This is a genomic window from Burkholderia mycopellens (assembly GCF_964265025.1).
Classification (GTDB): domain Bacteria; phylum Pseudomonadota; class Gammaproteobacteria; order Burkholderiales; family Burkholderiaceae; genus Burkholderia.
The window spans coordinates 723,508-742,654 of record NZ_OZ183802.1; the positions used below are offsets into that span (position 1 = coordinate 723,508).

General features: G+C 66.6%; 16 protein-coding genes, 1 other RNA gene and 1 pseudogene. 12 read left to right on the forward strand and 6 right to left on the reverse strand.

Annotated elements, in window-relative coordinates; genetic code table 11:
* The first annotated feature begins 84 nt into the window (after window positions 1-84).
* Genes ACPTTC_RS03470 through ACPTTC_RS03480 form a run of 3 tightly spaced genes read left to right on the forward strand, consistent with a single transcriptional unit; the run spans window position 85 to window position 2,224 of the window.
* Window positions 85-825: an amino acid ABC transporter permease gene (locus tag ACPTTC_RS03470; protein ID WP_027788374.1), complete on the forward strand. Its 741-nt coding sequence runs from the start codon at window positions 85-87 to the stop codon at window positions 823-825.
* Entirely contained in the window at window positions 825-1,502 is a 678-nt protein-coding gene (gene gltK, locus ACPTTC_RS03475; protein WP_175971343.1) for a glutamate/aspartate ABC transporter permease GltK, read from the forward strand. The genes ACPTTC_RS03470 and gltK overlap by 1 nt, the downstream gene beginning before the upstream one ends.
* Complete coding sequence (locus ACPTTC_RS03480; protein WP_011350949.1) at window positions 1,499-2,224, forward strand: amino acid ABC transporter ATP-binding protein; 726 nt, start codon at window positions 1,499-1,501, stop codon at window positions 2,222-2,224. Before gltK ends, ACPTTC_RS03480 begins: the two co-directional genes overlap by 4 nt.
* Window positions 2,225-2,316: 92 nt before the next feature.
* Here the strand turns inward: ACPTTC_RS03480 and ACPTTC_RS03485 are convergent, their stop codons facing one another.
* Both ACPTTC_RS03485 and ACPTTC_RS03490 read right to left on the reverse strand, forming a co-directional pair.
* A complete protein-coding gene (locus ACPTTC_RS03485) occupies window positions 2,317-7,587 on the reverse strand; it encodes an autotransporter outer membrane beta-barrel domain-containing protein (protein WP_423391558.1) in 5,271 nt (1,756 codons plus the stop codon).
* Window positions 7,588-8,229: 642 nt separating this feature from the next.
* Window positions 8,230-9,141 carry a class II glutamine amidotransferase gene (locus ACPTTC_RS03490; RefSeq protein ID WP_226195362.1) on the reverse strand — a complete coding sequence of 304 codons (912 nt, stop codon included), beginning with the start codon at window positions 9,139-9,141 and terminating at the stop codon, window positions 8,230-8,232.
* 205 nt (window positions 9,142-9,346) lie between these two features.
* On the opposite strand from ACPTTC_RS03490, the gene pyrC reads away from it, so the two are divergent.
* The 3 genes and pseudogenes from pyrC (at window position 9,347) to rnpB (ending at window position 11,102) form a co-directional block, all read left to right on the forward strand.
* Complete coding sequence (gene pyrC / locus ACPTTC_RS03495) at window positions 9,347-10,411, forward strand: dihydroorotase (RefSeq protein WP_046544943.1); 1,065 nt, start codon at window positions 9,347-9,349, stop codon at window positions 10,409-10,411.
* Window positions 10,412-10,424: 13 nt separating this feature from the next.
* A pseudogene (locus ACPTTC_RS03500) lies at window positions 10,425-10,678 on the forward strand (DUF3025 domain-containing protein); the annotation flags it as partial.
* A gap of 12 nt (window positions 10,679-10,690) precedes the next feature.
* Window positions 10,691-11,102, forward strand: an RNA gene (rnpB, locus tag ACPTTC_RS03505) — RNase P RNA component class A.
* Between the two features lie 68 nt (window positions 11,103-11,170).
* Here rnpB and ACPTTC_RS03510 read toward each other — a convergent pair.
* Complete coding sequence (locus ACPTTC_RS03510) at window positions 11,171-11,635, reverse strand: OsmC family protein (RefSeq protein WP_175955716.1); 465 nt, start codon at window positions 11,633-11,635, stop codon at window positions 11,171-11,173.
* A gap of 411 nt (window positions 11,636-12,046) precedes the next feature.
* Complete coding sequence (locus ACPTTC_RS03515) at window positions 12,047-12,349, reverse strand: hypothetical protein (RefSeq protein ID WP_423391559.1); 303 nt, start codon at window positions 12,347-12,349, stop codon at window positions 12,047-12,049.
* 311 nt (window positions 12,350-12,660) lie between these two features.
* Here ACPTTC_RS03515 and rplM point away from each other — a divergent pair, with 311 nt between their 5' ends.
* The 3 genes from rplM to erpA all read left to right on the forward strand — a co-directional run bounded on the left by rplM (window position 12,661) and on the right by erpA (window position 14,083).
* The gene (gene rplM / locus ACPTTC_RS03520) at window positions 12,661-13,089 is read left to right on the forward strand and encodes a 50S ribosomal protein L13 (RefSeq protein ID WP_009687896.1); all 429 of its coding nucleotides are present in this window, start codon (window positions 12,661-12,663) and stop codon (window positions 13,087-13,089) included.
* Between the two features lie 11 nt (window positions 13,090-13,100).
* The gene (gene rpsI, locus ACPTTC_RS03525) at window positions 13,101-13,493 is read left to right on the forward strand and encodes a 30S ribosomal protein S9 (protein WP_011883283.1); all 393 of its coding nucleotides are present in this window, start codon (window positions 13,101-13,103) and stop codon (window positions 13,491-13,493) included.
* Between the two features lie 218 nt (window positions 13,494-13,711).
* Window positions 13,712-14,083, forward strand: coding sequence for an iron-sulfur cluster insertion protein ErpA (gene erpA, locus ACPTTC_RS03530; RefSeq protein WP_011350956.1), 372 nt, complete (start codon window positions 13,712-13,714; stop codon window positions 14,081-14,083).
* Between the two features lie 113 nt (window positions 14,084-14,196).
* On the opposite strand, the gene ACPTTC_RS03535 is transcribed toward erpA, so the two are convergent.
* Window positions 14,197-15,345 carry an anhydro-N-acetylmuramic acid kinase gene (locus tag ACPTTC_RS03535; RefSeq protein ID WP_423391560.1) on the reverse strand — a complete coding sequence of 383 codons (1,149 nt, stop codon included), beginning with the start codon at window positions 15,343-15,345 and terminating at the stop codon, window positions 14,197-14,199.
* 142 nt (window positions 15,346-15,487) lie between these two features.
* On the opposite strand from ACPTTC_RS03535, the gene tyrS reads away from it, so the two are divergent.
* Genes tyrS through ACPTTC_RS03550 form a run of 3 tightly spaced genes read left to right on the forward strand, consistent with a single transcriptional unit; the run spans window position 15,488 to window position 17,870 of the window.
* Entirely contained in the window at window positions 15,488-16,729 is a 1,242-nt protein-coding gene (tyrS, locus tag ACPTTC_RS03540; protein ID WP_039361454.1) for a tyrosine--tRNA ligase, read from the forward strand.
* Window positions 16,726-17,184, forward strand: coding sequence for a D-aminoacyl-tRNA deacylase (dtd, locus tag ACPTTC_RS03545; protein ID WP_423391561.1), 459 nt, complete (start codon window positions 16,726-16,728; stop codon window positions 17,182-17,184). Before tyrS ends, dtd begins: the two co-directional genes overlap by 4 nt.
* Before the next feature lie 23 nt (window positions 17,185-17,207).
* The gene (locus ACPTTC_RS03550) at window positions 17,208-17,870 is read left to right on the forward strand and encodes a histidine phosphatase family protein (RefSeq protein ID WP_423391562.1); all 663 of its coding nucleotides are present in this window, start codon (window positions 17,208-17,210) and stop codon (window positions 17,868-17,870) included.
* Window positions 17,871-17,929: 59 nt separating this feature from the next.
* Here ACPTTC_RS03550 and ACPTTC_RS03555 read toward each other — a convergent pair whose 3' ends face one another.
* Window positions 17,930-19,057: a ParB/Srx family N-terminal domain-containing protein gene (locus ACPTTC_RS03555; RefSeq protein ID WP_423393310.1), complete on the reverse strand. Its 1,128-nt coding sequence runs from the start codon at window positions 19,055-19,057 to the stop codon at window positions 17,930-17,932.
* Between the last annotated feature and the right edge of the window lie 90 nt (window positions 19,058-19,147).

A 19,147-nucleotide genomic window follows, 5' to 3' on the forward strand; every position in this document is an offset into this window, starting at 1 on the left:
GCACACGGCCGTTGATGCAGAAATGACGCTAATGAGACGGAAGAGGCCCCGCTTCTTCCGTCTCTTTTTGCTGGAGTCTTGCCCATGTCTTACCACTGGAACTGGGGCATCTTCCTGAGCCCCGTGTCGACCGGCGAGCCGACGACTTATTTCGGATGGCTGATGTCCGGCTTCTGGGTGACCATCGAAGTGTCGCTCGTCGCGTGGGTCATCGCGCTGATCGTCGGTTCGCTGTTCGGCGTGCTGCGCACGGTGCCGAACAAATGGCTGTCCGCGATCGGCACCGTGTACGTGTCGATCTTCCGGAACATTCCGCTGATCGTGCAGTTCTTCGTCTGGTATCTCGTGATACCGGAGCTGCTGCCTGCGTCGATCGGCACCTGGATCAAGCAGTTGCCGCCCACCACGCAGTTCTTTACCGCGTCGATCATCTGTCTCGGCCTGTTCACGGGCGCGCGCGTGTGCGAACAGGTGCGCTCGGGGATCAACGCGCTGCCGAAGGGCCAGCGCGCCGCCGGCCTCGCGATGGGCTTCACGCAATGGCAGACGTACCGCTACGTGCTGCTGCCCGTTGCGTACCGGATCATCGTGCCGCCGCTCACGTCGGAATTCCTGAACATCTTCAAGAACTCCGCCGTCGCGTCGACGATCGGCCTGCTCGACCTGTCCGCGCAAGCGCGCCAGCTCGTCGACTACACCGCGCAGACCTATGAATCGTTCATCGCGGTGACGCTCGCGTACGTGATCATCAACCTCGTCGTGATGGCGTTCATGCGCTGGATCGAAGGCCGTACGCGGCTGCCCGGCTATATCGGAGGCAAGTGATGCATCAGTTCGACTGGAGTAGTATTCCCGGCGCGCTGCCGACGCTGTGGACGGGGGCCCTCGTCACGTTCCAGATCACGCTGATCGCGATCGTGGTCGGGATCGTCTGGGGCACGCTGCTGGCGCTGATGCGGCTGTCGGGCGTGAAGCCGCTCGCGTGGTTCGCGCAGGGCTACGTGACGGTGTTCCGCTCGATCCCGCTCGTGATGGTGCTGCTGTGGTTCTTCCTGATCGTGCCGCAGCTGCTGCAGGGCGTGCTCGGGTTGTCGCCGACGATCGACATCCGTCTCGCCTCGGCGATGGTCGCGTTCTCGCTGTTCGAAGCCGCGTATTATTCCGAGATCATCCGCGCCGGCATCCAGGCGGTGCCGCGCGGGCAGGTGAACGCCGCGTTCGCGCTCGGCATGAACTACGCGCAGGCGATGCGCCTCGTGATCCTGCCGCAGGCGTTCCGCGCGATGGTGCCGCTGCTGCTCACGCAGGCGATCGTCCTGTTCCAGGATACGTCGCTCGTGTACGTGATCAGTCTCGCGGACTTCTTCCGCACGGCCGCCAACATCGGCGATCGCGACGGCACGACCGTCGAGATGGTCCTGTTCGCCGGCGCATGCTATTTCGTGATTTGCTCGTTGGCGTCTGTCCTCGTCAAGAGTCTCCAGAAAAAGGTCACACGATGATTTCCATCAAGAACGTTTCCAAGTGGTACGGCCAGTTTCAGGTCCTCACCGACTGCACGACCGAGGTCAAGAAGGGCGAAGTGGTCGTCGTGTGCGGCCCGTCGGGTTCGGGTAAATCCACGCTGATCAAGACCGTGAACGGCCTCGAGCCGTTCCAGCAGGGCGAGATCCTCGTGAACGGCCAGTCGGTCGGCGACAAGAAGACGAACCTGTCGAAGCTGCGCTCGAAGGTCGGGATGGTGTTCCAGCATTTCGAGCTGTTCCCGCACCTGTCGATCACCGAGAACCTGACGCTCGCGCAGGTCAAGGTGCTCGGCCGCGGCAAGGACGAGGCGAACGAGAAGGGCATGAAGCTGCTCGATCGCGTCGGCCTGAAGGCGCATGCGCACAAGTTCCCGGGCCAGCTGTCGGGCGGCCAGCAGCAGCGTGTCGCGATCGCGCGCGCGCTGTCGATGGATCCGATCGCGATGCTGTTCGACGAGCCGACGTCCGCGCTCGACCCCGAGATGATCAACGAAGTGCTCGACGTGATGGTCGAACTCGCGCAGGAAGGGATGACGATGATGGTCGTCACGCACGAGATGGGCTTCGCGAAGAAGGTCGCCCATCGCGTGATCTTCATGGACAAGGGTGCGATCGTCGAGGACGACCGCAAGGACGATTTCTTCTCGAATCCGAAATCGGAACGCGCGAAGGACTTCCTCGCGAAGATCCTGCACTGAGCGTTCGCGCGCGTCGGCGCCGCATGCGCGCCGATACGAAAACCGCCCGGCCGAGCGCCGGGCGGTTTTTTTTCGTCCGCCGCCAGCAGGCGTTACCAGCTGTAGCGGTAGCCGACCTGCCCGACGATGCCGCGCCGGTAATCGCCGCCGATGTTGCGCGCGATCTTCGCGTTCGCGTAAAGCTCGCCCGACTTGCCGAAGCCCGCGGTCACGCCGACGCCGAGCTCGTACCACGTGCGGCCGAGATGCGTGGCGAACGGTGTGCCGCCGACGACGGTCTGGCCCGGCGACAGGAAGTCGTGCAGCACGTCGGCCGTGAAGTACGGCGTGGCGGCACCGCTGCCCGAATCCGACTGGAGGTTCGGCCGGAAGATGCGCACGCCGACGCGGCCGCGCAGCGCGTTCGTCGTCGTGCCCGATACCGCCGACACGTTGTCGTTGAACCCGTTCAGCTTCAGGTACTGATACATCAGCTGCGCCTGAGGCTCGACCGCGACCGGCAGCGCGCCGATCGCGAACGGCTTGCCGACTTCCTGCGACAGCGCGATGCCGAAGCCGTTCTGCGACGCCTCGTTGCCGTAGCTGTCGCGATAGCGGTTGCCGTAGTGCGTGACCTGCCCGACGCTGTCGAAGTACGTGCCGTCCGACAGATACTTCGTCCAGTAGCCGCCGATGCTCTGCGCGTGCATTTCGACCGAGCCCGTCGACGTCGACAGGTTGGCCGTATCGGCGCGCGCCATATCGCTGAAGCTTGCGTTCGATACGCCGATGCTGGCCGTCACGCCCGCATGCGTGCTGCCGCCGCCGTTCGGGGCCTGGTCGAGTGTCCAGTCCTTGCCGAACTGCGCGAAGAACGTGCGCTCGTCGGCCGCGAAGCGGCCCGCATTCGCGTCGAGACTCTGGCCGCCGATGCGCCCCCACACGCCGTCGCGATTGCCGGGCTGCTGCTTTTCGAGGTTGGTGATGTCGCCGACACGTTCGTGCAGCTTGCCGAGCGTCGAGAAGCCGTAGTCGGCGTTGAGCAGCGGCGTGAGTGCATAGCCCGAGACACCGGGGCGATACGCGAGCGGGCCGCCGTTGTTGCCGTTCCCGGTGTTGCCCCCGTCACCGCTGCCGGACGGGTGGATCGGGTTGCCGGGGTCCGAGGGGTCGAGTTGCGAGCGCAGGTACCAGCCGTTCGCGTCGCCTTGCCCGCCGCGATAGAGCCGGTATTCGTACGCACCCGCCTGCACGGGGCCCGCGAGCTGGAATGCCGATGCGGTGGTCGTGCCGCCGTTGGCCGTGACGACCACCGGAATCCCGTCGCCCTTCGTCTGCGCGCCGGTGCCGGCCGTGTTGGCGATTTTCAGGCCCGTCGTGCCGCTCGCGGTGCCGCCATTCACGATCACCCGATCGGTCGGCGACGCGTCGGCGCCGAGGAACGTGTTGAGCGCGATCGTGCCGCCGTTGCCGACGTAGCTGCCGGTCGTCAGCGTCTTGTAGCTGCCCGCGAGCGTCGGCGAACCGGTCGGTGCGGCGAATGCGACGAGGCCCGCGTTGTTCAGGCTGCTCAGCACGGAGCTGCCCGTCATGCGCCACGTGCTGGTGTTGTCGACGGTCAGCGCGACCGGATCGATCTTGCCGGTCAGCGTCGTGCCGTTCGCGAGGAACACGTTGCCGGTGCTCGATGCGTCGGAGACGATGTCGCCGGTGAGGTTCACGGCCGATGCGGTGAAGGTGGCGTTGCTGCCGTTCGACAGGTCGAGCAACGTGCCATTGCCGGCCGTCACGACCGTGCCGTTGCGCACGGCGATGTCGGCCGTGCCGCCGCGCACGGCGAAGGCCGGCCCGGTGGCGGACGTGACGCTGCCGCCGTCGACGAGTACCGAGCTCGTCGCGCCGTTTGCGAGCGTATCGGACGCCAGTACGCCGGCCGTGGCGCCCTTGAGCGTCGTGCCGGTCAACGCGAGCACGCCGCCGCTGTCGGCGGTTGCGCCGTTGCCGGTGGCGCTGGCGACCGTCGAGCCCGTATCGCCGATGGCGCCGCCGTTCTGCGCGACGAGGCCGTCGGCCGTCGTGCCGGCCGTGGTGATCTTCGCACCCGACAGCAGTGCGGTCGCGCCGCCGGTCGTCACGATCGCGGCCGAACCCGCGCCGGTCGTCGCGACGGTCGTGCCGTTGGCCGCCAGCGTCGAATCCGCGCCCGACACGAAGAAGCCGCGCGCGTTGTCGCCGGTGGTGCTGACGACGGTCGCCGCATCGGCCGCGATGCGTGCGCCGGCGCCCGTCGACGACAGGCCGTCGGCCCCGCCGCCGGTCGTGCCGATCCGCGTGCCGGACAGCGCGATCGTTGCGTTCGTGCCCTGGTTGTCGATCCCCTTGCCCGAGCCGCCGGCCGCGATCGACGTCGCGCCGGCCGCGAGCCCGCCGCCCGTCACGGTCGAGTCGATCAGCACGCCGTCGGCGCTGCCGTTCGCGATCACGGTGCCGGCGCCCGACAGCGCGACCGATGCGCCGGTGCCCGTCAGGTGGACGCCGGCGATGCCATCGTCAGCCTCGATCGAACCTGCGTTGGCGAGCGTCGCCGACGCGCCCTGGACGAGCGCGCCGGTGCCGTCGGAGACGCGGATCGTCGACATGTTGTTCACGGTGCCGAGCGTGCCGATCGCGACGCCCGTCGAGCCGGCACCCGTCAGCAGCACGGTGTCGCGATTCTCGAGCGTGCCGAGGTTTTGTGCGACGAAGCCCGTCACGCCGGCCGTCGATGACGTGACGGCGGCGTGGTTGGTCAGTGTCGTCGCGACCGGTGCGCCGGCATTGGCGCCGGCGAGGTCGTGCGCCTGGCCGTCGACGACGCCGGCGATCGCACCGGCCGCGTTCAGGTTGATCGTCGCGCCCGCGTCGATCGTGCCTTGCGCGCCGCCTTCGACCGCGATCGCGATGCCGTTCGCGCCGTTGACGTTGTAGGTTGCGTTGCCGGTCGACAGCACGGTGCCGGTGTCGGTCGCGAGCACGCCGTGCGCGCGCTGGCCGTTGACGTCGGTCGTCAGCGCGCCGGCCATCGACGTGCCTGTGTAGGCCGCGCCGCCCGCGACGCGGAACAGCGTCGAATCGTCGGTGTCGACGCTGACGTGCTGCGCGGCAACGTTGATCTTCGAGCCCGCGCCATAGGCATAGAAGCCGATCTGGTTGGTGCCCGACATGAACGCGGGCACGGCATTGGCGCCGACGTCGATCGTCGCGCCCGAACGTGCATGCACGCCGATCGCGCCGGCGCCCGTCAGGTTGAGCGCACCGTCGAGCGTGGCTTTCGCGAGCGGCCCCTCGGCCCACACGCCGTAGTTGCGCGTGCCCGAGGCGGGATCGAGGCCGCCGGCCACGTTGATCGTGCCGGTCGAGGTCGCGGCCGTCGCGGTCGTGCCGGTTCCGACGACCATGATGCCGATGCCGTTGACGCCATTCAGCGTGATGGTGCCGGTGTTGGTCACGGTCGCGGCCGTGTTTGCGGCGAGCATGCCGACGTTGGCGAGCGGCGTGCCGGACGCCGCACCGTTGACGACGATCGCGCCCGCGTTGTTCAGCGTGCCGGACGACGAGCCGATGCTCGCCAGCGCGGCGCCGTTCTGCGTCTGCGAGCCGATCACGATCGTGCCGAGGTTGCTCGCGGTGCCCGACGCCCCGAGCAGGATGCCGTACGCGTGCGCGGACAGCGCGACGTCGTTTACGGCTTCCGGCGCGCCGGCATCGTACTGGGCTGCGCGGCCGAGGTAGATCGTGCCGCCGGCTTCGTTCGTGAAGCTGCCGCCGGCGACGAGGCCGCCGATCACCTGGCTGTCGAGCGTCGTCGCGTTGACGCCGACGTTGATCGTGCCGGCGTTCGATGCGCTCGCGCCGTCGGTCGCGGCCACCGCGTAGTTCTGCAGGTCGAGCCGGTTGCGGATGAGATCCCATGCGCCGACGTTCATCACGCCGTTGTTGACGAACGTGGTGCCCGCGCCGTTTGCGTACACGCCGCTGCCTTCGACGTACGTGTCGAGGCCGAAGTTGTCGGGCCGCGCGGCGCCGCCCGTGCTGACGTTGTCGCCGATCGTATAGCCGGACGAAATCGAACCGTTGTTGACGCCGCTCGCGCCGCTCAGCAGGCGCACCAGCGTAAAGTCGCCCGACAGGCGCCCGTCGTTGATGAAGTGCGCGCCGTTCTCCGCGATGACGGCGGCGCTCGCATCGATCGTGTTGGAGCCGCGGAAGTCGATCTGGCCGTCCTTGCCGATGTGCAGCGTCGCGTTCGCGCCCGTGCCGTGCATCGCGGACGGGTAGTTTCTGGGCAGCGCGTTCTTGTCGCCGGGCGACACGTCGTTCGCATACTCGAAGGTCTGCGGGGAGAGCGTCACGGCCTGGCCGAACGCGTTGTCGTAGGCGGCCTGCGAGCCGAGCGCGCCGTTCTCGACCGAGCGCACGAGAAAGTTGTTGTATGCGGCGAGCGACGCGGCGTCGGTGACGGTCCACGTGCTGCCGTCGAACGCGGTGAAGGTGCCCGCGTAGGTCGGCACGTCGAGCTGGACGCTGCCGACGGGGCCGCCGCTCGCGAGATAGTCGCCGGTGATGAACCAGATCTGGTTCCGCGAATTCCAGTTGATGACGCTCGGTGCCGAGCCGGTGCCGTCCGCGTAGGTGAGGTCGGTCTGCTTGGCCGCGATCGTCATGACGTTGCCGGCCGCCGCGGGCGCGTTCGCCGGGTTGCCGATCGATACGTCGAGCGTGCCGCCCGAGTTCTCGACCGTGCCGATCCGCGTGTTCACGTACTGGTTGCCGTTCACGTCGTGGTAGACCTGCACGACGGTCGAGCCTGCGACCGACGAGGTGAACGCGGACGAATCGTAGGTGGCGACCGACGTGCGGCCGCCCGTGATCGAATCGGGGGTGCCGACGCTTTGCGTCTTGCCGCCGAGCGTCACCAGCGGCTGATTCGGGTTGCCCGAAATGATGGACGTGTTGCCGAGCGGCATCGGCGTGTAGCCCATGTCGCCGGTCGCGCCGGTCCATGCGCCGGTCAGGCTGACCCGATCACCGCCCGATACGGTCGTGGCGCCGACCAGGTTGTCGTTGACGGTCGGGCTGAAACTGCCGAGCGCGCAGGTGCCGCCGCTCGCGACGGCCGCGCCGCTGCCGCACGTCGAGGCGTACGCGGAGCTGGCCGACAGCGCGGCCAGCGCGGCGCCGACTGCCGCGATGCGAAGCGAGATCCGGCGCGTTGTCGCGTGTGCGGCGCGGCGGCGCGCGCGGGATGAGCTACCCGAACGTTTGCCGCGCGCCCGTGCCGTTTCCGCAACCGCGACCCAGCAGCCGGTGGTCTCGCTCCATATCGATCGAAATGAGTGATTCACGACAAGCCCCTCTCTCTTGTTTTGATGTGGTTTTCACCGCGGCGCAGTGAAATCGCATTCCGCGGTGGAGAATGGCGTGAATGGGGTGCGGCGGCCGTGGCCTTTCTCTGCCAATCGCAATTCGTTACACCGAGGATGGGCGGAGTCTATTGATCGGGCCGGTGGTTGATTGTCGGGAAGCTAACAAATGCGGCAATCATGCCGTTTTCACCGGGTATTTTTTGGTTATGTGATGAGTCGAACTGAAAGCCTTGATGGATAAGGATTCGGCGGGCTTGAGCGATGCGAGGACGCGATTGCTGGATCGGTGGTGTGGCGTACGGTTTGTGCCGGATTGGCGCGTTAAAATGCGGTTCCCGGGATTATGGGCGGACTGGGCGCCGTGTTTTGTTTTCTGTCTTTTGATTATTTTCGTTTGAAAATAAATCAAATCGGGCAAATGTCGTGCGGCGTCGCTTCGATATACCGGACTGTGATCCGGATGAAGCGAGGCCGGTGCCGGGGTGGGCCATTTGCTCCGACGGCAAGCGTTGCTGTCTCGCCTGCGCGCGAGAAGCCACCGCCGCGATCGGACGCGGCGGGCCATCGACTTGCCGCGCAGCGGCGAAAAGGTGAAGGGAAGAGGGCGCGGGCGTGCCGGGCTCAGAAGTCGATCGCGTCGTCGGAATCGACTTCGGCGGCAGTGGCGAGCGCCTCGCGGGCGCCGCGCGGTGCCGACGCCGATGCGTCGAGCGCCGGATTGCGCAGCTTTTCTAGCACGCGTTCGGGCACCGGGATCCGCATCCGCGCGGCGACGTCGCCGCACTGGAACATGATCAGCTCGCCCGGTTCGAACGCGGTCCAGACCTCGTTGTCGGTGAGCGGCTGTGTCGCGATCACGGCGACCCGATCCTCGGGCGTCGTGTATTTCGCGAAGTCGATCGACAGGTCTTCGTCGACGAGGTGCGCCGTCGAGAACGGCCAGCGCCGCACGAGGTAGTGCAGCCGCGTCGAGCAATGCGCGAACAGCGCCTGGCCGTTCGACATCAGGAAGTTGAACACGCCGTGATCGGTGATGCCGCGCGTCAGCTCGCCGACGCGCTCGAACAATTCGGGCAACGGCGGCTGCGCGCCGGGGAACGCTTCGCGCAGCCCCTGCATCAGCACGCAGAACGCCTGTTCGCTGTCGGTCGTGCCGACCGGATGGTAGACGCTGCCGTCCATGTCCGGTGCGTAGTCCTGCAGGTCGCCGTTGTGCGCGAAGATCCAGTGCCGGCCCCACAGCTCGCGCATGAACGGATGGCTGTTCTCGAGCAGGATGTGGCCTTGCGTCGCCTTGCGGATGTGCGCGATCGTGTTCTTGGACTTGATCGGGTAGCGCTTCACCATTTCGGCGATCGGCGACGTGGCCGAGGCCTGGTGATCGATGAACAGGCGGCAGGCTTTATCTTCGAAGAACGCGATGCCCCAGCCGTCGGCATGGTGATCGGTGAGCCCGCCCCGGGCCGCGAAACCTGTGAAGGAGAATGTGACGTCCGTCGGCGCGGCGCAGTTCATTCCTAAGAGTTGGCACATTTTACTTGGGGCAGCAGGCTGAGGCGGGGGGTAACGAACCGGGCGAACCCCGGTACAATGCGGCTTCTAGCATATCACCGAGCCCTGAGCGGTAAAAAGCGGATTCCGCCGGCCGAAGGCCCCGTGTTGCGGTTTGCCGTCAGTCGGCCCGCGCACGCGCGATCCGGCCCCGCCGATGGCCCGACCGTTCCTCACGACGCCTCCTATGACTGCCTCGAACGCTTCCTCCCCGGCGACGCTTTCGCTCGCCCGTCCCGACGACTGGCACCTGCACCTGCGAGACGGCGACATGCTGGCCGCCGTGCTGCCGCACACCGCACGCCAGTTCGGTCGCGCAATCGTCATGCCGAACCTGAAGCCGCCGGTGACGACCACCGCGCAGGCGCAGGCCTATCGCGAGCGCATTCTCGCCGCGCTGCCGGCCGGGATGACGTTCGAACCGCTGATGACGCTGTACCTGACCGACAACACGCCGCCGGACGAGATCCGCCGCGCGCGCGAAAGCGGCTTCGTGCACGGCGTGAAGCTGTATCCGGCAGGCGCTACGACGAATTCCGACCACGGCGTCACCGATCTCGCGAAGTGTGCGAAGACGCTCGAGGCGATGCAGGAAACCGGCATGCCGTTGCTCGTGCACGGCGAGGTGACCGATGCGTCGATCGACTTGTTCGACCGCGAGAAGGTCTTCATCGACCGCGTGATGACGCCGCTGCGCCGCGATTTCCCGGGCCTGAAGGTCGTGTTCGAGCACATCACGACGAAGGACGCGGCCGACTACGTGCGCGACGCGGACGCGGCGCCCGGCCTGCTCGGCGCGACGATCACCGCGCATCACCTGCTGTACAACCGCAACGCGCTGTTCGTCGGCGGGATTCGCCCGCATTACTACTGCCTGCCGGTGCTGAAGCGCGAGACGCATCGCGTCGCGTTGGTCGAGGCCGCGACGTCGGGCAACCCGCGCTTCTTCCTCGGTACCGACAGCGCGCCGCATGCGCGCGACGCGAAGGAAGCCGCGTGCGGCTGCGCGGGCTGCTACACGGCGCTGCACGCGCTCGAACTGTATGCGGAAGCGTTCGATCACGCCGGCGCGCTCGACAAGCTGGAAGGCTTCGCGAGCTTCTTCGGTGCCGATTTCTATGGGCTGCCGCGCAGCGCCGAGACGGTCACGCTGCGTCGCGAGGCATGGGAACTGCCGCGCGAGATCTTCGCGGGCGATACGCCCGTCGTGCCGCTGCGCGGCGGCGAGACGATCGGCTGGAAACTGGCGTGACCTTCATGCCGCCGCACACACGTGTGGCATCGAAGTGAGTGCCGACTATTTTCGTGGTCCGATGCGCAACGCATCGCGGATGTCGGCCCGCGCGTTGCGGCCGAGCGCGCGGCGCGCACACTGACGGGCCGCGCGTTCGCATCGCTCCCGGGGCTCGGCGTGCCGGGTTGGCGCGACGCGAATGCCGAGGCCGCGTTCTACGCCGATCCGGCCGTGTTTTGCAGCGGCCGCCGCTCGCGTGCTGCCGGCGGCGGCGCGCAGTGCTAGAATGCGCGTCGCAAAGCAGGCTAGGCAGTCGCGGCCTCGCCGCCTTCGGGCGCGCGGGGGCGAGGAAAGTCCGGACTCCACAGGGCAGGGTGATGGCTAACGGCCATCCGTGGCGACACGCGGAACAGGGCAACAGAAAGCAAACCGCCGATGGCCCGGCGCAAGCCGGGATCAGGTAAGGGTGAAACGGTGCGGTAAGAGCGCACCGCGGCGACGGCGACGTTCGCCGGCACGGTAACCTCCACCCGGAGCAATTCCAAGTAGGCAGGCGCGCATTTTCGGATGCAGGACGGGGCCCCCGTCTCGTCTGCGGGTAGGAAGCTTGAGCGCGTCAGCAATGGCGCGCCTAGAGGAATGGCTGCCACGCGTTGCGTGCTTCGGCGCGCGGCGTGCACAGAATCCGGCTTATCGGCCTGCTTTGCCGTTCGAATGTGAAAGGGCCGGCGTCTCCCCATGGAGCGCCGGCCTTTTTCGTGCGCGCTCGCCGCGCGCTCAGGCGGCGACGATGTCGAACGAGTGCGTGAGTTCCGCCGTCTTCGCGATCATGATCGACGCGGAGCAATACTTGTCGTGCGACAGGTTGATCGCGCGCTCGACCGTGGACGGGTTCAGGTTGCGCCCGGTGACGGTGAAGTGGAAGTGCACCTTCGTGAACACCTTCGGGTCTTCACTTGCGCGCTCGGCCTTCAGCGTGACCGAGCAGCCGCTGACTTCCTGGCGGCTCTTCTTCAGGATCAGCACGACGTCATAGGCCGTGCAGCCGCCGGTGCCGAGCAGCACCATTTCCATCGGGCGCGGCGCCAGGTTGTGGCCGCCGCCTTCGGGCGCGCCATCCATCGTAACGAGGTGGCCGCTGCCGGTCTCGGCGGAAAACGCCATGCCGTCCTGGCCCATCCAGCTTACTTTGCATTCCATGCTTGCACTCCAGCGTTGCCTGATTCGGGTTCGATCCGGCATTGTAGCCCGCTGCGCAACGGTCGGCTGATGCGCCGCACGACGCGCAATGCCGGCGCCTCGCGCGTGGCGCGCCGGACGGCCAATTCCCTCTCGCATTTAGGGGTTTTGCTCTAGAAAAGGGCGGTTGCTGAACCTGATGGGTTGGATCAAGCGATTGATTTTAAATAGGAAAACGCATTTTTCAAACGCGCCACGAGAAATTCCGCATTATGGTGTTTGATTTCGTAATGCAAATTTTCTTGTGAAGTCGGCGGCGCGTTCGTATAATGAGCCTCATTGGTTGTCGCGCTGCGGCAACCTCCGAATGTCTCCTCCACCCTCCTCCTATGGTGGATTAAGCCCGAACCAGCCGTTCGGGCTTTTTTTCGTCCCATGCAAGCATCGGCGCGCGGCTTGCGCGCCTCGGCATCGTTACACCGGCTGCTTTGCGGCCGGCTGAGATGTCGCGCCGCGCGGCGTGCCGGGCGAGCGTGCTTCAGGTGCCGGCGCGTGGACGGCCGACGCATGGCCCCCGCGTGCGCAGAAGTGGCGGACGCGTTCGCGCACTGCGCGCAGGCGGGCGACGCGATCCTCGGCATGGGCGGCGCGGGCTTCGGCAATGCGCGTATCGAGTGCGTCGAGCTTGGCTTCGCAGTCGGCGCGGGCGGCGACGGCAGGCGCCGCGGCGGCCAGCAGTGCGGCCGCAAGGAAGGGCGTAAATCGTTGATTCATCATGCTTGTTTGTTGTTTTCCGTATTCGGCCGGTCTGGCGCGGGAAGGTCATGTGCCGCGCGTCGATGGGTGCCTCCCCGGGCGCTCGGTTCGCCTGGCTTGTCGGGGCACGAACGGATTTTGGCCCATTTCGGCCGCCTTGGGCACGGGGAGCGGATTCCCTTTGACCGCGTTGCCGTATTTCCTTTATAATTCAGGGCTTTTCCGCATTCATGCCCACGGAAAAAGAACAGGGAGAGCCTGCACCGCGCCTCGAAGCGCACACAGACAAGCAGGAAGAACACATCGGGCAAAGCAATTTTTTTGGATCGATCATGAAGACGTTTTCCGCAAAAGCCCATGAGGTGACGCGCGAATGGTACGTGATTGACGCGACGGATAAGGTTCTCGGCCGTGTTGCCAGCGAAGTGGCACGCCGTCTGCGCGGCAAGCACAAGCCTGAGTTCACCCCGCACGTCGACACTGGTGATTTCATCATCATCATCAACGCAAGCAAGTTGAAGGTCACGGGCAACAAGACTCTGGACAAGAAGTACTACCGTCACTCGGGTTACCCGGGCGGTATCTATGAAACGACGTTCGGCAAGATGCAAGAACGCTTCCCGGGCCGCGCGCTCGAGAAAGCGGTCAAGGGCATGCTGCCGAAGGGTCCGCTCGGCTACGCAATGATCAAGAAGCTGAAGGTCTACGCTGAAGCGACGCATCCGCACTCGGCTCAACAGCCGAAAGCGCTCGAGATCTAAGGGGAGCCCACATGATCGGTAACTGGAACTACGGTACGGGCCGCCGCAAGAGCGCAGTCGCACGTGTCTTCATCAAGGCTGGCAAGGGCGACATCATCGTCAACGGCAAGCCCATCGCTGACTACTTCTCGCGCGAAACGTCGCTGATGATCGTGCGTCAACCGCTGGAACTCACGAACCACGGCCAGACGTTCGACATCAAGGTCAACGTCAACGGCGGCGGCGAAACGGGTCAGGCAGGTGCAGTGCGTCACGGCATCACCCGTGCACTGATCGACTACGATGCGACGCTGAAGCCGTCGCTGTCGAACGCAGGCTTCGTCACGCGCGATGCACGTGAAGTCGAGCGTAAGAAGGTCGGTCTGCGCAAGGCACGCCGCGCCAAGCAGTTCTCGAAGCGTTAATTCCGCTTCATGGCCTCGCCGCTCCCGGGCGGCGTCCGCCGGAAAAACCGCCAGCGTTCGCGCTGGCGGTTTTTTTATGTCCGTTTTCAGGCGCGTGCCGCCGCGGCTCGCGCGGGTGCGTTTGATGAAATCGACAAGAACCTATTGATTTCATGGACATCAGCACGATCTTCTGATCGGCCCTACAATAGCGGCTAAAGCTTTTTGGAGAGTTCGCAATGAACGCTGTTACCGAATCCGCAGCAACGACGGCCGAAATGCCGGTTCCGTTCGTCTTCACCGACGCCGCGGCCGACAAGGTCAAGCAACTGATCGACGAAGAGGGCAATCCCGACCTGAAGCTGCGCGTGTTCGTGCAGGGCGGCGGCTGCTCCGGCTTCCAGTATGGCTTCACGTTCGACGAGGAAGTCAACGAGGACGACACCGTGATGAACAAGAACGGCGTCCAGCTCCTGATCGACTCGATGAGCTACCAGTACCTGGTCGGCGCCGAGATCGACTACAAGGACGACCTCAACGGCGCCCAGTTCGTGATCAAGAACCCGAACGCGAGCACCACCTGCGGGTGCGGCTCGTCGTTCTCGGTCTGAGCGCACGGCAGATCCGCGCCGGTTCGCCGGAATGAAAAACGGGGCTTCATGCCCCGTTTTTTAATGCCCGCGCGCAATGGCGATGCGGCGCCCGCCGTGCGGCAGGCGTCGCGTCAGCGTGGATAGAGCGCGCCGAGCACGCGATTGCCGGCCGCCCCGGTGACCGTCGCGAGATTGCCGGGCTGGCGTGCGGTGAAGCGGTACGCGAGCCACGCGAATGCGAGCGCTTCGACCTGCTGCGGCGGCACGCCGAGTGCGGCCGTCGTATCGACCGTGGCCGGCACGCCGGCCGCGTCCAGCGCATGCCGGAGCGCGTCGAGCAGCACCGGATTGCGTGCGCCGCCGCCGCATACGAACACGGCCTTGCAGCCCGCCGCGTGCTGCGCGATCTCGCGTGCGACCGACACGGCGGTGAGCGCGGCGAGGGTCGCCTGCACGTCCTCTGGCGCGACCTGTGCGAACGCGGCGAGCTTCGCGTCGAGCCATGCGGGATTGAACAGGTCGCGCCCGGTGCTTTTCGGCGGTGGTGCAGCGAAATACGGCTCGTCGAGCAGCGCGTCGAGCAGCGGCGCATGGACGGTGCCGCGCGCGGCGAACTTGCCGCCGTCGTCGTATGGCTTGCCGAGATGGCGGGTCGCCCATTCGTCGAGCAGCGCATTCGCGGGGCCGCAGTCGAAGCCGCGCACGTCGCCGCCTTCGCCGGGCAGGATCGTGATGTTGCTGATCCCGCCGAGATTGCAGACGACGCGCGTCTCGCCCGGTGCGCCGAACACCGTGGCATGGAAGGCCGGCGCGAGCGGCGCGCCATGGCCGCCTGCCGCGACGTCGCGGCTGCGGAAATCGGCGATCACGTCCACCTGGGTCAGCTCGGCGAGCAGAGCCGGGTTGTTGATCTGGCGTGTATAGCCGCGCTCGGGGCGATGGCGCACGGTCTGGCCGTGCACGCCGATCGCGCGGATCTCGTCGCGCGACAGGCCGGCCGTGCGCTGCAATTCGTGGCAGCACACCGCATAGCGCGTGACCAGCGCGTTCGCCGCGAGCGACTCGCGGTCGATTTCGTCATCGCCGGGTTGCTGCAGTGCGAACAGCGCGTCGCGCAGCGATTGCGCGAAGCCGACGAACGCTTCCGCGAGCACGATCGGCGCCTTGCCGGCCTCGAAACGGACGGCGACGCCATCGACGCCGTCCATGCTGGTTCCCGACATCAGCCCGAAGTAGATGCCGTCGGCCGGATGGGCGTGTTGCGGCTGTCGTTGCGGCACGTTGGGTTCTCCTGGATCGTGCGGCGCGGGCCGGTGCCGCGCGCCTTGCGCCCGATTATCCGCGCAACGTGACGCGCCGTTAAGCGATGGGCGCGCAAGTTATGGGAAAATCCCTGTCTTTGCGACATTCTTCCTGGCACCGATGAGCACCGAACCCAGTTCCAAGCCCGTTTTCCCGATCACCGACGAAGTCCGGCATGCGCTCGCCGTCACGAAGCGCGGCGTCGACGAACTGCTGGTCGAGGAAGAGTTCGCGCAGAAGCTCGCGCGCAGCGCGGCGACGGGCACGCCGCTTCGCATCAAGCTCGGCCTCGACCCGACCGCGCCTGACATCCACATCGGCCATACGGTCGTGCTGAACAAGATGCGTCAGCTGCAGGACCTCGGCCACACGGTGATCTTCCTGATCGGCGATTTCACGTCGCTGATCGGCGACCCGTCGGGCCGCAACGCGACGCGCCCGCCGCTCACGCGCGAGCAGATCGAATCGAACGCGAAGACCTACTTCGAGCAGGCCGCGCTCGTGCTCGACCGCGACAAGACCGAAATCCGCTACAACAGCGAATGGTCGATGCCGCTCGGCGCGGACGGGATGATCAAGCTCGCGTCGCGCTACACGGTCGCGCGGATCCTCGAGCGCGAGGATTTCACGAAGCGCTTCCAGGGCGGCGTGCCGATCTCGATCCACGAATTCCTGTACCCGCTGATGCAGGGCTACGACTCGGTCGCGCTGAACGCCGATCTCGAGCTCGGCGGTACCGACCAGAAGTTCAACCTGCTGGTCGGCCGCGAGCTGCAGAAGCAGTACGGCCAGGAACAGCAGTGCATTCTCACGATGCCGCTGCTGGAAGGCCTCGACGGCGTCGAGAAGATGTCGAAGTCGAAGGGCAACTACGTCGGCATCAGCGAGCATCCGAACGACATGTTCGGCAAGCTGATGAGCATCTCGGACACGCTGATGTGGCGTTACTTCGAGCTGCTGTCGTTCCGCCCGATGGACGAGATCGCGGGCTTCAAGCGCGAGATCGAAGGCGGCCGCAACCCGCGCGACTTCAAGGTGCTGCTCGCGCAGGAAATCGTCGCACGCTTCCACTCGCAGGCCGACGCCGAGCGTGCGCTCGAGGACTTCAACCACCGCGCGAAGGGCGGCGTGCCGGACGACATTCCGTCGGTCACGCTCGCGGGCGCGCCGCTGGCGATCGGCCAGCTGTTGAAGCAGGCCGGCCTCGTGCCGTCGACGAGCGAGGCACTGCGCAACATCGAGCAGGGCGGCGTGAAGATCGATGGCGCGACCGTGTCGGACAAGGGTCTGAAGGTCGAAGCCGGCGAGTTCGTCGTACAGGTCGGCAAGCGCCGCTTCGCACGCGTCACGCTGACCGCATGATCGCGCTGATCCAGCGCGTGAAGCGCGCCGACGTGCGCGTCGGCGACCGCACGACCGGCGAGATCGGCGAGGGCCTGCTCGCGCTGGTCTGCGCGGAGCGCGGCGACACCGACGCAGCGGCCGACAAGCTGCTCGCGAAGATGCTCGGCTATCGCGTGTTCAGCGACGCCGCCGGCAAGATGAACCTGCCGGTGTCGAATATCGACGGTGAGGGCCGCGCAGGCGGCCTGCTGCTCGTGTCGCAGTTCACGCTGGCGGCCGATACCAACAGCGGGCTGCGTCCGAGCTTCACGCCGGCCGCGCCGCCCGACGAAGGCGCGCGGCTGTTCGACTATTTCGTCGCGGCCGCGCGTGCGCGCCATCCGGTCGTCGAGACGGGCGAGTTCGGCGCCGACATGCAGGTGTCGCTCGTCAACGATGGCCCCGTGACATTCTGGCTGCAAGTGCGGCCCTGATTCTTCCCCGGAGACGCACCGCGATGGCCACCACGCAGATTCTTTTCATCCGCCATGGCGAGACGGCCTGGAATCGCATCAAGCGCATCCAGGGTCATATCGACATCCCGCTGGCCGAAACGGGCCTCGAGCAGGCGCAGCGGCTTGCCGTGCGGCTCGCGCGTGAGGCGCGTGAAGGCGCACGGCTCGACGCGATCTATTCGAGCGACCTGATGCGCGCGCAGCAGACCGCGCAGCCGTTCGCCGACGCGCTCGGGCTTTCGCCGCGGCTGCGAGAAGGGCTGCGCGAACGTTCGTACGGCCAGTTTCAGGGGCACGACAGCGCCGAGATCGAGACGTTGTTCCCCGACGCCTACGCGGCCTGGCAGACGCGCGACCCCGGCTTCGCGCCGGAAGGCGGCGAGTCGCAGCGCGAGTTCTACCACCGCGTGCTGCATGCGCTCGAACCGATCGTGGCCGAGCATCCGGGCGGCCGGATCGCGTGCGTCGCACATGGCGGCGTGCTCGACAGTGTGTACCGGTTTGCGAACGGCATCGAGCTGTCGGCACCGCGCAACTATCCGCTGCTCAATACGAGCATCAACGTCGTCGATTACGTCGATGGCCGCGCGCAGATCGTGCGGTGGGCCGACGTGTCGCACCTGGACGCCGCAAGCGACGACGACGGGTATCGCAAGGTGCTCTGAGCCCGCAGCCCCGTCCGGCGTCGCCGGCCGGGGCTTTCTTCCTGCGCGGCGCTGGCGGCTTATTGCGGCAGTGCGTGGCGCGTCTTGTAGTCGAGCGCGTACGCGATCTTGCCGGGCTTGTCCGCCGTGATCGGCTGGCGCAGCTTGTCGAATTCTCCCTTGTTGTACTTCTTCCCGCCGTTGATCGCGTCCGCGCGCCCGAGGTCGGCGCCCGTCTTGCCGCCGATCACCGGGTCCGTGGCCGCGACCATGCGCGTCGACGCATTCCAGATCGCGTTCAGGTAGCCCGTGTCGGCCTTCGCCGGATCCGGGTCGGTCGTGCCGGCGCGCGTCAGGTCATAGCCGGCGAGCGCAAACGTGCCCGGTTGCGCGCGCAGCCAGTCGGCCCAGTAGAACTCGAGGTAGTCGGTGGCTTGTGCGGGCTTGCTGTAACCGATGTCGCGCGTGAAATAGACGAGCGAGCGGTAGCGGTCGTTCGTCATCCCGAGCTTCAGGCCGAGCCCGGTCGGCAGTTGCGCGGTCGTGATTGCGTTGCCTTCGCCGTTCTTGAGGCGCAGATAGCCTCGGCTCTGCATCTGCTGCCAGAACGCGTCGCCCGAGTAGTCGCTGAGGTTGTCCTTGACGACGACGTGCACGTGCAGCGTCGGGCCGCCGTCGGGCGTCTCGTAGTAGGTCGACAGGCCGTGGTGGCCGTCGGTCAAGTACAGCGCATCGCCGTTCGGGCCGATCACGACCGGGTTCAGCACCGAGCGGTCGCGGGCGTTCGCGTCGGTCGTCGCGCATGTGTAGCTCGCGGGCTCGCGCAGCGTCGACCTGGCTGTGTAGCCGCCCGAAGCGACGCCGCCGAGCCCTTCGTCCGCGCAGAAGTCGTCGAATTTCTTGTCGGGCTGCAGTTCGTAGCGGCCGAGCTTGTAGTAGATCTGGTCGTAACCGATTGCGCCCTGCGTCGGGTGGAGGTCGCCGAGCGTCACGTCGATCAGGTCGCCCGCGCGAGCGGCCTTCCACTTGCCCGGTTGCGGCGTGACGGTGGCGGGCGGCGTCGGGGCCGGCGTGGTCGGGGTGCCGCCGGAAGGCGTTTGTGCGTCCGAACGCGCGACGGCGGCGACATCGTCGCCTCCGCAGGCGGTGAGGGCGAAGACGGTGAACAGGCTGGCGGCAAGGGCGAAACGGATCGGCAGGCGTGGCATCGCTGGCATCGGGTGTCGGTCGGGTTGGCGGGACACCGCGCGGGTCACGGACAGGCGGGACGTACGGCACGTGCAACCGTGCGCGGGTGC

What these genes read in the sequence shown, in the direction of transcription:
- ACPTTC_RS03470 (WP_027788374.1), top strand. Translation starts at nt 85, where the DNA reads ATGTCTTACCACTGGAACTGGGGCATCTTCCTGAGCCCCGTGTCGACC.
- gltK (WP_175971343.1), top strand. Translation starts at nt 825, where the DNA reads ATGCATCAGTTCGACTGGAGTAGTATTCCCGGCGCGCTGCCGACGCTG.
- ACPTTC_RS03480 (WP_011350949.1), top strand. Translation starts at nt 1,499, where the DNA reads ATGATTTCCATCAAGAACGTTTCCAAGTGGTACGGCCAGTTTCAGGTC.
- ACPTTC_RS03490 (WP_226195362.1), bottom strand. Translation starts at nt 9,141, where the DNA reads ATGTGCCAACTCTTAGGAATGAACTGCGCCGCGCCGACGGACGTCACA.
- pyrC (WP_046544943.1), top strand. Translation starts at nt 9,347, where the DNA reads ATGACTGCCTCGAACGCTTCCTCCCCGGCGACGCTTTCGCTCGCCCGT.
- ACPTTC_RS03510 (WP_175955716.1), bottom strand. Translation starts at nt 11,635, where the DNA reads ATGCCGGATCGAACCCGAATCAGGCAACGCTGGAGTGCAAGCATGGAA.
- ACPTTC_RS03515 (WP_423391559.1), bottom strand. Translation starts at nt 12,349, where the DNA reads ATGATGAATCAACGATTTACGCCCTTCCTTGCGGCCGCACTGCTGGCC.
- rplM (WP_009687896.1), top strand. Translation starts at nt 12,661, where the DNA reads ATGAAGACGTTTTCCGCAAAAGCCCATGAGGTGACGCGCGAATGGTAC.
- rpsI (WP_011883283.1), top strand. Translation starts at nt 13,101, where the DNA reads ATGATCGGTAACTGGAACTACGGTACGGGCCGCCGCAAGAGCGCAGTC.
- erpA (WP_011350956.1), top strand. Translation starts at nt 13,712, where the DNA reads ATGAACGCTGTTACCGAATCCGCAGCAACGACGGCCGAAATGCCGGTT.
- tyrS (WP_039361454.1), top strand. Translation starts at nt 15,488, where the DNA reads ATGAGCACCGAACCCAGTTCCAAGCCCGTTTTCCCGATCACCGACGAA.
- dtd (WP_423391561.1), top strand. Translation starts at nt 16,726, where the DNA reads ATGATCGCGCTGATCCAGCGCGTGAAGCGCGCCGACGTGCGCGTCGGC.
- ACPTTC_RS03550 (WP_423391562.1), top strand. Translation starts at nt 17,208, where the DNA reads ATGGCCACCACGCAGATTCTTTTCATCCGCCATGGCGAGACGGCCTGG.
- ACPTTC_RS03555 (WP_423393310.1), bottom strand. Translation starts at nt 19,057, where the DNA reads ATGCCACGCCTGCCGATCCGTTTCGCCCTTGCCGCCAGCCTGTTCACC.